This window comes from Afipia sp. P52-10 (assembly GCF_000516555.1).
Lineage (GTDB): Bacteria > Pseudomonadota > Alphaproteobacteria > Rhizobiales > Xanthobacteraceae > P52-10.
The window spans coordinates 150,387-162,927 of the sequence record NZ_AZSJ01000003.1; the positions used below are offsets into that span (position 1 = coordinate 150,387).

12 protein-coding genes are annotated in these 12,541 nt (G+C 64.0%); 8 read left to right on the forward strand and 4 right to left on the reverse strand.

Annotated elements, in window-relative coordinates:
• Positions 1 to 147: 147 nt before the first annotated feature.
• Entirely contained in the window at positions 148 to 1,944 is a 1,797-nt protein-coding gene (locus X566_RS02170; protein ID WP_051443812.1) for an AI-2E family transporter, read from the forward strand.
• A gap of 29 nt (positions 1,945 to 1,973) precedes the next feature.
• Here the strand turns inward: X566_RS02170 and X566_RS02175 are convergent, their stop codons facing one another.
• A complete protein-coding gene (locus X566_RS02175; RefSeq protein ID WP_034463095.1) occupies positions 1,974 to 2,969 on the reverse strand; it encodes a LysR family transcriptional regulator in 996 nt (331 codons plus the stop codon).
• Between the two features lie 149 nt (positions 2,970 to 3,118).
• Between X566_RS02175 and X566_RS02180 the strand changes: the two genes are divergently transcribed.
• The gene (locus X566_RS02180; RefSeq protein WP_034463097.1) at positions 3,119 to 3,424 is read left to right on the forward strand and encodes a putative quinol monooxygenase; all 306 of its coding nucleotides are present in this window, start codon (positions 3,119 to 3,121) and stop codon (positions 3,422 to 3,424) included.
• A gap of 18 nt (positions 3,425 to 3,442) precedes the next feature.
• On the forward strand, positions 3,443 to 3,799 hold the full coding sequence (locus X566_RS02185; protein ID WP_034463099.1) for a RidA family protein: 357 nt from the start codon (positions 3,443 to 3,445) through the stop codon (positions 3,797 to 3,799).
• 71 nt (positions 3,800 to 3,870) lie between these two features.
• Here X566_RS02185 and X566_RS02190 read toward each other — a convergent pair whose 3' ends face one another.
• Complete coding sequence (locus X566_RS02190; RefSeq protein WP_051443813.1) at positions 3,871 to 4,572, reverse strand: HD domain-containing protein; 702 nt, start codon at positions 4,570 to 4,572, stop codon at positions 3,871 to 3,873.
• Positions 4,573 to 4,967: 395 nt separating this feature from the next.
• Between X566_RS02190 and X566_RS02195 the strand changes: the two genes are divergently transcribed.
• From X566_RS02195 to X566_RS02210, 4 genes are read left to right on the forward strand one after another with little or no spacing between them, the layout of a single operon-like run.
• Positions 4,968 to 5,609, forward strand: coding sequence for a PepSY-associated TM helix domain-containing protein (locus tag X566_RS02195; RefSeq protein ID WP_034463101.1), 642 nt, complete (start codon positions 4,968 to 4,970; stop codon positions 5,607 to 5,609).
• An 8-nt stretch (positions 5,610 to 5,617) separates the two neighbouring features.
• A complete protein-coding gene (locus tag X566_RS02200; RefSeq protein ID WP_034463103.1) occupies positions 5,618 to 6,130 on the forward strand; it encodes a DUF2271 domain-containing protein in 513 nt (170 codons plus the stop codon).
• 40 nt (positions 6,131 to 6,170) lie between these two features.
• Positions 6,171 to 6,983, forward strand: a complete 813-nt coding sequence (locus X566_RS02205) for a DUF4198 domain-containing protein (protein WP_034463105.1) — start codon at positions 6,171 to 6,173, stop codon at positions 6,981 to 6,983.
• Between the two features lie 3 nt (positions 6,984 to 6,986).
• Positions 6,987 to 8,027 carry an FAD:protein FMN transferase gene (locus tag X566_RS02210; protein ID WP_244434650.1) on the forward strand — a complete coding sequence of 347 codons (1,041 nt, stop codon included), beginning with the start codon at positions 6,987 to 6,989 and terminating at the stop codon, positions 8,025 to 8,027.
• Here the strand turns inward: X566_RS02210 and X566_RS02215 are convergent.
• Positions 8,024 to 8,710: a Fe2+-dependent dioxygenase gene (locus X566_RS02215; RefSeq protein WP_034463108.1), complete on the reverse strand. Its 687-nt coding sequence runs from the start codon at positions 8,708 to 8,710 to the stop codon at positions 8,024 to 8,026. The genes X566_RS02210 and X566_RS02215 overlap by 4 nt on opposite strands.
• 76 nt (positions 8,711 to 8,786) lie before the next feature.
• The gene (locus X566_RS02220) at positions 8,787 to 11,228 is read right to left on the reverse strand and encodes a TonB-dependent siderophore receptor (protein ID WP_081740018.1); all 2,442 of its coding nucleotides are present in this window, start codon (positions 11,226 to 11,228) and stop codon (positions 8,787 to 8,789) included.
• 392 nt (positions 11,229 to 11,620) lie between these two features.
• On the opposite strand from X566_RS02220, the gene exbB reads away from it, so the two are divergent.
• A complete protein-coding gene (gene exbB, locus X566_RS02225; protein ID WP_034463109.1) occupies positions 11,621 to 12,532 on the forward strand; it encodes a tonB-system energizer ExbB in 912 nt (303 codons plus the stop codon).
• The last annotated feature ends 9 nt before the right edge of the window (positions 12,533 to 12,541 follow it).

Here is a 12,541-nt window from a genome sequence, read left to right on the forward strand (position 1 = left end):
CCTCCGCCGGATTAAATGTCCCGACATCACAATGTTCCGGTGCTTGTTCGATAAAGGTCCGCCCATCGGCGACGCATGGAACCGAAATGGCTGTTGGTGACTTTGACAATCCCGCGGGGAAACCCGCCGTTTACCGGGAAACACGCTGTGGTCGTTCCTGCGGGCTTTGCTTTCACCAATCTTCTTGTCGGAGCCGTCGTCGTCGCCTCGCTGTATCTGGCGCGGGAAATTCTGATCCCGATCGTTCTTGCGGTCCTGCTCACCTTCGTCCTCAGCCCGCTCGTCACGCTGCTGCAGCGCTGGCGCTGTCCGAGAACGGTCGCCATCCTCTTCGCGGTCACGTTCGCGCTCGCGGTGATCCTCAGCCTGGGCGGCATGGTCGCGACCCAGGTCAATCAGCTCGCCGGCGAGTTGCCGCAGTATCAAGCGACGTTGCGGGAGAAGGCGCAGAAGCTGCGGGAGATGATCGGCGGACCGGGCATCCTGCAGAACGCCACCGTGCTGCTGAACGACCTCGGCCATGAACTGGATAAACCCGACCGGCCGGCAGACGTGCGGGAGCTCGCGCCCAGTGCGACACCGATTCCGGTCGAAATCCATCAACCCGTTCCCGGCGTCTATCAGCGGCTTGTGACCGTCGTCAGCCCGCTGGTGTCGCCGCTGGCCACCACCGGTGTCGTGCTCCTGTTCACCATCTTCTTCCTGTTTCAACGCGAGGATCTGCGTAACCGCTTCGTCCGCGTCGCAGGCGCCCACGATATCGATCGAACCACAGTCGCTCTGAACGATGCCGGCAGCCGGCTGCAGCGGCTGTTTGCCACCCAGCTCGCACTGAACGCCGGATTCGGCATCATCATCGGCACGGGCCTTGCCTTGATTGGCGTGCCGAATGCGCCGCTCTGGGGCCTGCTCGCGATGATCCTGCGGTTTGTGCCGTATATCGGCGCGCTGCTCTCAGCCCTCTTGCCCTTGGCGCTGGCGGCAGCGGTCGGCTCGTGGTCGATGGTGCTGGCGACGCTGCTGCTGTTTTTGGTCGTCGAGCCGATCATCGGCCAGATCATCGAACCGCTCGTCTACGGACAGAGCTCGGGTCTGTCGCCGGTGGCTGTCGTCGTTTCGGCGGCGTTCTGGACCTGGCTCTGGGGTCCGCTCGGCTTGCTCGTCTCGACACCCTTGACGATCTGCCTCGTGGTGCTCTCGCGCCATGTCGAACGGCTGAAGTTCATCGACATCATGCTAGGCGACGAGCCGCCGCTGACGCCGCAGCAGATGATCTATCAGCGCATGCTGGCGGACGATCCGGTGGAGGCCTCCGAGCTGGCGACACGGACGCTGAAGAAGATGCCGCTGCTGCGCTACTATGATGACGTGCTTGTCGGCGCTTTGCGACTTGCCGAGAGCGACATGGCGCGCGGACGCCTCGACAGCAAGCGGCTCGAGAACATCCTCGATTGCGTGAGGGAAGTGGTCGACGATCTCGCCGGCCGCGACGATCCAGAACCCATGCCGGACATGCCCGCCCGCAACGCACGATCGTCGAAGGTCGTGCGATTGCCTGATCGCGATGCAGCCGGCGTCGCGGTCATCCTGCCCGGGCGGAGCAAGCTCGATGCCGCAGCCGTCGCAATCGTCGCCGATGTTCTGCGGCGGCAAGGGCTGGTCGTCCGTCCTTCGGAAAACATCACGCCGGAGCTCACGGATCTCAGCGACGCCGATGTGGTCTGCGTCTGCCACCTCTCGCCGTTCAATCCATCGCTGATGCGCTACACAGCGCGGCGCCTGGCACGAACCGCCGAGACGGCTCGGCTGCTGATGATCTCGCTGGGCTCGCCGAACGACGAAACACAGGCAGCGGAAGCGTCGCTCGACAACATCACCTCGCTGCACATGCTGGTCGAGCGGGTGAAGCGGCTCGATCCGCCGCCGGCGCAGGCCGCTCCCTAGACCGGACGTTCCTAGTCTAGCCCGGACGTTTACGTCCGCTGCCGTCTTGCCGCGCCAGGCTTTGCACGCACGCGACGCACGGAAACCGGTTTTGTCGCCGGCCGGGCCTGGTCCGCCGCCGCGCCGACGACCGGAGCCAGCGCCGTCTCGATGAAGCGCTGCTCGGCTGCGGAGAGCATATGGCTGCGGCGCTGCACCAGATAGACGGTGCGATCGACGGTCGGATCGTGGAGCGGCCGGAACGCAAGGATGGAGCGGTATTCGCGTGGCACCGCCATCAGCGGCATCACCGTCACGCCGATCCCCTCCTCCACCATCGCCACCAGGATCGCGGCCTTGTTCGTCCGATATTGCGAACTCGTCAGCGTCGGGGTCAGATGCGGATGCTGGGCGAGCACCGTGCGGATGCAGTCATCGTTGCCGGAATCGAGCACGTTATAGCCCGCAAGGTCCGGCCAGCTCAGCCGGCCCCGCCGCATCGCCAACGGATGGTCGCGACGGCAGACGAGCCCGATCCCCTCGGCTTGCAGCTTGCGAACCGCGAGGTCGGGAGCAGGCTTCAACTGGCCGGCAAAGCCGAAATTGGCTTCGTTCTCGCGCACACGGCGGTACACGCCCGGAGAGTCCTCTACGGTGATCTCGACGCTGACCAGTGGATACGTCCGCGCGAAATGCGACACCGTCCGCGGCAGCCATTCGGCAGCCACTGACGGAAGCGACGCCACCGCGACCCGACCACGCTGGCTGTCGGCATGGGCCTGCATGTTGGTGAGCGCCGCCTCGAATTCCGACAACAGCCGCCGCGCCGTCGGCAGGAACTCGCGACCGGCAAACGTCAGGAGCACCTTGCGCGTGGTGCGGTTGAATACCGCGAGGCCCAGACACTCTTCGAGCTGGCGGATGCAGATGGTCAGCGCCGGTTGCGACAGACCGAGGTGATCTGCCGCCCGCGTGAAGCTGCCGTGCTGGGCAATCGCGAGGAATGCCCGGATATGCCGCATGTTGACGGCAAGCGGAATGTCCATCGTCCCGTCACCTCATCCTGGAGCTATTGATAAATTACACCAATCAATCATTTTCGATAATAAATTTTACTTCGGCCCGCGCGGCCGTACGCTTGCTTACAAGCCGGAGACAGCAACAGACGACCGGCGCGCACGGACAAGGACAGACCATGGCTGAAGCCCCTCATATCGCGATCATCATCGAATACGACGTGCCGGAGCAAAACCGGACGCTGTTCATGGAGCGGCTGCTGGAAAACTGCGAGGCGACGCTGAAGGACGACGGCTGCCTGCGCATGGAGGTCTCGCAGCCAATCGGCGGCGACGGACGTGTGGTGTTCCTGACCGAGCGCTGGCGCGACCAAGCCTCGATCGACAAGCATCGCTCCCAGCCGGGCCACGATCAACAGCATGAGCGGGTCGACAGCTTGCTGACGGGAAAGCGTGTCGCTAAGTGTCACATCCTCAACGGCTGACACTCACCCACGAAAGGCATGGCAGTGATCACACGACACGAACCGTCATCAATTCTCCATGGCGTTGTCCGGCATGGAAACACGCTCTATCTGGCTGGCGTCGTCGCCGAAGACCTGTCGCAGGACATGGCGGGCCAGGCCGCCCAGGTGTTCGCCGAGATCGACGAGTTGCTCAACAAGCACGGCTCCGACAAGGAGCACATCCTCGCCGCAACGATCTACGTCACCGACATTGCCGAGAAGGCGGCGATGAACCCGGTCTGGACCAAATGGCTGCCGAGCCATGCTCTGCCGGCGCGGGCCACCATCGGCATCAATGATCTCGGCCCGGGCGTGAAGATCGAAGTCGTGGTTACGGCTGCGGTGAAGGGCTAAAGGCGCTCACGTCACGTCTCCCGCGATAGCGGGAGACGCGGCGGCTAAGCGTGACGGCCGCGGGAACGGCCTCACAAGAACCGGGTCGGCGCGATGATCGTGCGCCACATATGCGCCGACGGCGAGTGGTCGTAGCCGAGGCCTTCCGCAGGCTGGCGGAAGTTGCGGCCGATGATGTCGGTGAATGCCTCGATCTCGATGGGCTTGTTCGGATCGAACGCGTAGAGGTCGTTCAGCGTCACCAGCCGCGCGGTCATGTACCATTTGTGGTTGCGGGCGTAGTCATAGGCCTCGCACATCACCTTCGACGGTTTGAAATCCTTGCCGAAGTAACGGATGTAGGCGTCCGGATAGCCGTAGCCGACCGACTCGTCGGGAAAGAACCGCAGCGCCTGATGATAGCGGATCGCCCAGGCGACCTCCTCGTCCACATAGGGCTCGACCAGTTGCGCGCCCCAGTAGCCATGGTCGGCCTGGATGAACCCGACCACCGAGATGTCGTGCAGCAGGCAGGCCATCACCACCTTCTCGTCGCATCCCTTCTCCCGCGCCAGCGCCGCGCTCTGCAACAGATGCTGCTTCGCCGGGCTGAAGCGAAGGCGGAAGAAATCGACCAGCGTCGGCTTCTCCGGCATCTTCTGCAGCCGCGGGTCTTCCTCCATCAACAGCACCTCGCCGGGCTTGGTCTGCGGCAACTGCGACTGGGTGGGATCGATCTCGCCTGAGGTGTAGATCACGGACTTGACGGCGACCTTGCCGAGTTCTTCCGCCATCGCGTGCTCGATGGCGTCGGCCTGATGATCGACGTCCTATCCCTGCGTCTCGCGCAGGGCCCGCATCGCGGCGGCTTCGATCTGTGCTGCTGCAGTCGTCCAATCGGCGGTCGTCATATCAGCGGTCGTCATGGGGCTCTCCTTGACGAAAGACGCTTGGGAACGTGTACGCCTGATTCCAGCACTTGAGATAATACGCCAATCCGCCAAGGACAGGGGCGGCATCGCATCCTTGTGATCGAGCGGCTCGGCCCGGGTTACGGAAACCTGAGAAACCGGGCGCCTCCTGTTTAGAACGAACCTAAGCTAGGCTTATGGCAAAGCTGGATTCACTCCTCTAATAAGGCCGGCAAAAGGGACCCGGCGTCGCGTGCGACCCAGCTCGGGCGGCAGCGATGACGGACGCAATCAGGACCAGCGATCAGAAGAAGCGGCGCGCGGCATGGCTCCGTCAGGTCTATCAGTGGCACTGGATCAGTTCCGGCATCTGCCTGATCGGAATGCTCCTGTTCGCGCTGACCGGCCTCACCCTCAACCACGCCGGACAGATTGAGGCGCATCCCGTGACGGTTGCCAAGGATGCCCAGTTGCCCGCGGACCTCGTGTCCCGCCTGGCATCGCCCCCCGCAGGTCCGAAGGAACCGCTCCCACGGGAGATCCAGCGCTGGATTTCGGCGCAGCTTGGCGTCGATATCGCCGGCCGCGATACCGAGTGGTCGGCCAAGGACGTGTATGTTTCGCTGCCGCGACCCGGCGGCGACGCCTGGCTCAGCATCGACCGGGCCGATGGCGCGGTGGCCTATGAGAGCACCAGCCGCGGCTGGATCGCCTACCTCAACGACCTGCACAAGGGCCGCCATACCGGCACGGCCTGGAGCTGGTTCATCGATATCTTCGCGGTCGCCTGTTTCGTCTTCTGCGCGACCGGACTGTTGCTGTTGCAGCTCCATGCCGGCAAGCGTCCGGCGACCTGGCCGGTCGTCGGCATGGGCCTCGTCATTCCCGTCGTTCTCCTCGTGCTCCTGGTTCATCACTGAGAGACCTCATGCGCCTGACCATCTCCACTGCTCTGACCGGCCTCCTGACCCTGCCCGCGGCGGCAAACGATGCGACCATCAGCATCGACATTCCGCGCCTGACGGTTGCCGAGTATCACCGCCCTTATGTCGCGTTCTGGATCGAAAGTGCCGACGGCAACAAGATCGCCAACCTCGCGGTCTGGTACGACGTGAAGCAGAAGGACAACGAGGGCGTGAAGTGGCTGAAGGACATGCGCCAGTGGTGGCGCCGGACCGGCCGCGAGCTGACGATGCCGACCGACGGGCTGTCGAGCCCGACGCGGGCGCCGGGCACTCATCAGCTCACCTTCGACACCAAGGCCAAGCAGCTCGCCGAACTGCCCGCCGGCGACTATCACCTGATCGTCGAGGCCGCGCGCGAGGTCGGCGGCCGCGAGCTGCTGCGCATCCCGTTCCAATGGCCGCCGAAGGCGCCGCAGAAACTCGAAGCCAAGGGCGAGCACGAGATCGGCGCGCTCTCCTTTACCCTGACCCCTTGATCGCACCGTCGGACGCATCGTCGCCAGAAGGACCCGGCCCATGCAAAAGCATCTGAAACTCGCCGCTCTCGTGCTCGCAGCGTCCTCGGCGCTGTCGGTCTCGGCCTATGCCCACCGCACCTGGCTGTTGCCCTCTGCCACCGTCCTGTCCGGCAAGGACAACTGGGTGACGGTGGATGCCGCCGTCTCCAACGATCTGTTCTATTTCGAGCACCAGCCGCTGCAGATCGACAACCTGTCCGTCACCGCGCCGGACGGCACGGCTGCTGCACCTGAGAACATCGCCAAGGGACGCTATCGCAACACATTCGACGTCAAGCTGACCCAGCCCGGCACCTACAAGATCGCAGTGGCGAACCAGGGCGCCTTCGCCAGCTACAAGCTGGACGGCCAACAGAAGCGCATGCGCGGCAAGGCCGACAGCATCGAAAGCCAGATTCCGCCGAACGCGACCGATGTGAAGATTTCCGAAATCCAGGGCCGGATCGAGGTGTTCGTCACATCGGGAAAGCCGACCGATACGGTGCTGAAGACCACCGGCGCGGGACTGGAACTCGTCCCGGTCACGCATCCGAATAATCTCGTGGCCGGTGAAAAGGCTACGTTCCGCCTGACGCTCGACGGCCAGCCCGCGGCAGGCGTCGCCGTTGAAGTCGTGCCCGGCGGCATCCGCTATCGCGACAAGCTCAACGACACCAAGACCACCACCGACGAGTCCGGCACCTTCACCGTGACGTGGCCGGCGCCAGGCATGTACTGGATCCACGCCAGCACCCAGGACGACAAGAGCAAGATCAAGAACGCGACGCGGCGCGCGAACTACAGCAGCACGCTCGAAGTCCTGCCTCCGTAAGCCGTGACGGCCGCCACGGCGACATCGGCATTGCCGCCAAGCGCGGCGCGGCGCGTCGCGATCCCGCGCGAGCTGTCGCTCTCGGCCTTGCGGCGTCCCGATGGCCCGCTGCAGTCGCTGCGCGGGACGACGATGGGCACATCCTGGAACGTGACATGGGTTGGCCTAGCCGACGCCGCCGACACGGTGCGGGCAGCGATCGAACGAAGGCTCGCCCGCGTCGTCGCGCAGATGAGCCCGTGGGAGCCGCAGTCGGATATCAGCCGCTTCAACGCGGGCCGCGTCGGCGCGTGGGTCTCCCTGCCCCATGACTTCTGCGAGGTGATGGCGTGCGCGCTGTGCATTGCCGAAGAGAGCGACGGCTGCTGCGATCCCGCGCTCGGCACGTTGATCAACCTCTGGGGTTTTGGCCCGCAGCCGGCTCCGCCAGAGCGCCCATCCAGCGCAGACATCAACGCGGCGCTGGGCCAGTCCGGATGGCGCAACCTCGCCTTCGATCCATCAAGCCGCCGATTGATGCGGAGCAAACCGGCGCATCTCGATCTGTGCGGCATCGCCAAGGGATACGCCGTCGATCTGGTGGCGCGGACATTGCGCCAGTACGGCATCGTCGACGCGCTGGTGGAGATCGGCGGCGAGCTGACCGGCCATGGCGTCAAGCCGGACGGCACGCCCTGGTGGGTCGCCATCGACACTCCTGCCGGGGCAAACCTCCCACCCATTGTCGTTGCCCTACATGGTCTCGCGATCGCCACCTCCGGCTGCGAACGACATTTCCAGCATGCGGGAGCGATCTACTCGCATACCCTCGATCCCCGTACCGGCATGCCCATCGACAACGGCATGGTGACCGCCACGGTCCTGCACGACTCGTGCATGCAGGCTGATGCCTATGCGACGGCGCTGATGGTGATGGGGCCGGAGCGCGCGCTGGCGTTCGCCGAGGAAAAGCAGCTCGCCGCCGTGATCCGCTACCGGCCAGCGTCACATGACGCGATCGCGGAAGCGCTCAGCACGTCGATGCAGGCCATGCTGGACGACTAAACCTCGGCCCATTGCCGCAGCAAGTTATGATACAGCGCGGTCAGCGACACCACCGACGGATGCTCCGGATGATCGGCGCTGAGGCGGATGATCGACATGTCGAGATCGAACAGCATCGCCCGCCGCGTCACGTCGGCGATCATGCTCTGCGTCCAGAAGAACGAGGCGATCCGCGAGCCGCGCGTGACCGGCGTGACATGATGCACGCTGGTCGCCGGATAAACGATCATGTCGCCGGCCGGCAGCTTCACCGAATGGGCACCATAGGTGTCCTCCACCACCAGCTCGCCGCCATCGTATTCGTCGGGTGACGACAGGAACAGCGTTGAGGAGACGTCGGTGCGAATCCGCACGCCGAACACCTGCGAGGTGCGGATCGCATTATCGACATGCGAGCCGAAATTCATCTGCCCGTCCGCGTCGTAACGATTGAACAGCGGCGGAAAGATCGTTTTCGGCAGCACCGCCGAGGTGAACAGCGCGCTGCGATTCAAGGCGGACAGCACGATCTGCCCAAGCTCGCGTGCCTCCGGCGAATCCTCCGGCAGTTGCAGGTTGCGCTTCACCTTCGCCGATTGATGCCCCGCCGTGCCGCGGCCATCGATCCAATCCGTTCGCGCCATCACCTCGCGGCAACGCTGCACCTGATCGGCGGTCAGAACCTCGGGGATATGCACCAGCATGGCCACTCCACAGCTCGAAAATGAGGAAGCCGGTGCGGGCATGCACCGGCTTCCGATCGCTACATCTGTACGCTGGTCAGAACTGAGCCCGTCCAGACAGCGACACGTAGCGCCCCGGCCCCGGCACCGCGAATCCCGCTCCCGCAACGGTGTCGAAGTAGTATTCGTCGGTCAGATTGTAGACGTTGAGCTGGACCGTGAAGTTGCGATTGACCTTGTAGGCCGCCATCGCGTCCAGCCGCCAATAGCTCGGAATCCGGGCGTCGTTGGCCACGCTCGACCAGCGCGAGTCGACGAAGAACGCGCCACCGCCGACCGTCCATTCCGGCGTCAGGTCGTAAGTGGTGAAGATCGAGAAGGTGTTCTTCGGCGTGACCGCAAGCTCGTGGCCGATGTTGGCGACGGTCAGCGAATCGAGAACCTTCGATTCGAGATAGGCGTAGCCGCCGAAGACGCTCCACTGCGGCGTGATGCGGCCGGTGGCGCCGATCTCGAAGCCCTGCACCTGGGTCGTGCCGACCGGCACGTAGTCCGGTGCAGCCGACGTGCCGCGATTCTCGTAGTCGTTCTGCTTCTTGATACGGAACAGCGCCGCATTGAGGCTGAGCCGCTTGTCGAGGATATCGGCCTTGGCGCCGACTTCATCGATCTCCGAGGTCACCGGTTTCAGCGCCTGGAGGCCGTTGGTGATGGTGGTGAACTCTGCCGGCGGATTCGCCGAGGTTCCGTGCATGTAATAGATCGACGACCATTCGGTCGGATGCACGACCACACCGGCGCGATAGGTGACGAAGTTGTTGTCCGTGTTCAGGCTGACGAGACCGCTTTCCGCACCGGTCGCCCGCGTGATCGTGAAGGTGTTGCTCTTGGCGGTGAAATTGTCGAAGCGGACGCCGCCGAGCAGTTCCAGCCAGTTGGTGACCTTCAACTGATCCTGAATGTAGACGCCGACTGCATTGGCGCGCGACTCGGTCGCCGCCGTGTTCGGGCCGAGCGTTCCGCTCACCCACGGATTTGGATTGGCGATGTTGACGCGATAAGAATCGCTGAACGTGGTGCGATAGTTGTCGCGCGTCTCATGGCTGAGTTCGAGGCCAGCCAGCACATTGTGCTCGAGGAAGCCGGTCGCGAACTTCGCATTGATGTCGCTGACGTTGCTGACCAGGAAGTTGTTGGTCTGGTTCTGGAAGTGATTGGTGTTCTGCACCCAGAGACTGCTCAGCGCCGTTCCCGGCGTGAGCGGACGCCCCGGCGTTGCAATTCGATTGGGATCGTTGGCTGGCGGGTTCGTAACCGCTACCCAGGTCGGATCGGTAAAGAGATTCGACGTCGCCGTATTCAGGTTCGAGAGCTGCACCGGCCGCGTGCGATTGAACCGCTCGACATAGGAGACGCCGGTGGTGTTGGTGAACTTCAGGCCCGGCATGAACTCATGCTCGAACTTGTTCACCAGGTTGTGCGCCTCGGTCTTCTCGACATCGTTCTGCCCGGGCGTGGCAACACCATACCAGGTGTTGCGCGGCACCGGTGCCGGCTGCCGGTAAGCCGTGCCGAAATACGAACCCGGCAGCATGACAATGCCGCGGTCGGCGATGTTGTCGTCGTTCTGGTAGACGTAACTCAGCGTGTTCTTGGTCTGCGGGGTGAACTGATAGGAGATCGACGGCGCGAAACCGAACCGCTTGATGTGGGCGAAGTCACGTCCGGCGATATCGGTCTCATAGCCGACCGCAGCGATACGCGTGGCGAACTGGCCGAAGGTCTTGTTGAAGTCGACCATCATACGCCCGCCGATCGCCGAGCTGCCGGTGCCTTCGAGCACCGTGAAGTCGCGGTTCTGCGGCAGCTTGCCGACGATGTTGATCACGCCGCCGGTCGAACCGCGGCCGAACAGGAACGAGGACGGCCCCTTGTAGACCTCGACGCGATCGAAGCTGAAGGCATCGCGCGCGTACCAACCCGGATCGCGAATGCCGTCGCGATAGAAGTCGTTGCGCGCGGAGTAGCCGCGGATGGTGACGTTGTCGCCCTGAATGCCGCCCTCACCGGCAGTGAAGGTGATGCCCGGCACGTTGCGCAGCGCTTCCTGGACCGAGGTGGTCCGCTGATCCTGCATCAGCTGTTGCGAGACCACGTTGACGGTCTGCGGCGTGCTCGCGAGCGGCGTCGGAAACCGCGACAGTCCGCTTTGCGCCGGCGTCTGGTAACCGGCAACGCCTGCACCATCACCGACGACCGGATTGACGGGGACAGCTTGGGCAACCGGTGCCGCAACGGCCGGCCCGCGCGCGACCGGCGCCCGGCGGACGGGCTGGCGCTTGGCCTGCTGCCGTTTCGGCGCCGTCACCCGCACCTGGGGCAGATCATCGCCGCTGCTGACCGGCTGGGCGTCGGCGGAGTCCGGCATCAGCATCACCGATGCGATGCCGATGGTCGCCTTGCTCCAGGCCAGCTTCGAAATCGCCGAAGAAGGCGCGCCTGATCCATCAGCCGCGTAGCGGATTGCCTTGATCGTCATAGCCCACGTCCCCAGTCACTGAACGCCGCGACATTTCTTATTCACCGTAGCGGCACATTGACGCTGATAGACGCTTCAATTTTCCGTCGCAACCAAACCGGACCCGGACTCACCTCCGTTTATAGAGCTTCTATTTTCAGCCTCGCATGCGAACAAATTTTGGACATCACGATCCGCTTGGCGATCGGCCTGGAACCCTTAGTTTAAACTCATTCTAAACGGCACGCTCTGAATCGCACCCTCTTAAAGGGATTCTAAAGCCAGCCCGCGCTTGCTTGTTTGCTTCGCGGCATGAGCGCGTTAGGACCACGTGGTCCGCGACGGACGAACGCGACCGAGCCCCAGCTCATCGCCGTCGCTGCAATGTGACCACTCCGAGCGAACTTGACGTAATGGCAACAGTTTCAGGACGATCGAGCACCCGGCGACTGTCGCGCCTGTGCCTCGCGGGATTATTCGCAATCAGCCTTCTTGCGGCTCCGGGCGTATCGCTCGCGCAAGTCAGTGCCGATCCGCCGACCGCTCCCGCAACAGATGCTCCTGTTACCGCCGCGCCCCAGCCCGCCGATCCGGCGGCGAGCCAGCCGGTGCCGCTGGAGGCGGAGCCTGTGCTGCCGCACGACCTGTCGCCGATCGGCATGTTCAAGGCGGCGGACTGGATCGTCAAAGCGGTGATGATCGGCCTTGCCTTCGCCTCGGTCGTGACCTGGTCGGTGTGGCTGGCCAAAGCGCTGGAAATGCTGAACGCGCGGCGCAAGGTGACGCGCGACATCCGCACGCTGCGCGACGCCGACTCGCTCGCCGAAGCCAGAGAGATGTTCCGCGGCAGCACCAGCGATGTCGGCCAGCTCGTCGAAGCGGCAGCGCACGAGTTGCAGCGTTCGCGCAATGCGATGAACCACGAAGGCATCAAGGAACGCGTCGCCTCGCTGTTCAGCCGCATCGAAGCCGGCGCCGCCCAACGCATGACCCGCGGCACCAGCATTCTCGCCACCATCGGTTCGACCGGCCCATTCGTCGGCCTGTTCGGCACAGTCTGGGGCATCATGAACAGCTTCATCGGCATCTCGAAATCGCAGACGACGAACCTCGCCGTGGTCGCCCCCGGCATCGCCGAAGCGCTGCTCGCTACTGCGCTGGGACTCGTCGCCGCCATTCCTGCCGTCGTCATCTACAACATGTTTGCCCGCTCGATCACCGGCTATCGCAGCCTGCTCAGCGACGCGTCGGCCGAACTGATGCGGATGGTCAGCCGCGATCTCGACCGGCTCGAATTCATGCCGCGCCGCAGCGCCGCCGAATAACCGAACAAC

Excerpts from the sequence above, each read along its gene's own strand:
- X566_RS02175 (WP_034463095.1), bottom strand. The coding sequence starts at position 2,969 with ATGGACATTCCGCTTGCCGTCAACATGCGGCATATCCGGGCATTCCTC.
- X566_RS02180 (WP_034463097.1), top strand. The coding sequence starts at position 3,119 with ATGGCTGAAGCCCCTCATATCGCGATCATCATCGAATACGACGTGCCG.
- X566_RS02185 (WP_034463099.1), top strand. The coding sequence starts at position 3,443 with ATGGCAGTGATCACACGACACGAACCGTCATCAATTCTCCATGGCGTT.
- X566_RS02190 (WP_051443813.1), bottom strand. The coding sequence starts at position 4,572 with ATGGCGGAAGAACTCGGCAAGGTCGCCGTCAAGTCCGTGATCTACACC.
- X566_RS02195 (WP_034463101.1), top strand. The coding sequence starts at position 4,968 with ATGACGGACGCAATCAGGACCAGCGATCAGAAGAAGCGGCGCGCGGCA.
- X566_RS02200 (WP_034463103.1), top strand. The coding sequence starts at position 5,618 with ATGCGCCTGACCATCTCCACTGCTCTGACCGGCCTCCTGACCCTGCCC.
- X566_RS02205 (WP_034463105.1), top strand. The coding sequence starts at position 6,171 with ATGCAAAAGCATCTGAAACTCGCCGCTCTCGTGCTCGCAGCGTCCTCG.
- X566_RS02215 (WP_034463108.1), bottom strand. The coding sequence starts at position 8,710 with ATGCTGGTGCATATCCCCGAGGTTCTGACCGCCGATCAGGTGCAGCGT.
- X566_RS02220 (WP_081740018.1), bottom strand. The coding sequence starts at position 11,228 with ATGACGATCAAGGCAATCCGCTACGCGGCTGATGGATCAGGCGCGCCT.
- exbB (WP_034463109.1), top strand. The coding sequence starts at position 11,621 with ATGGCAACAGTTTCAGGACGATCGAGCACCCGGCGACTGTCGCGCCTG.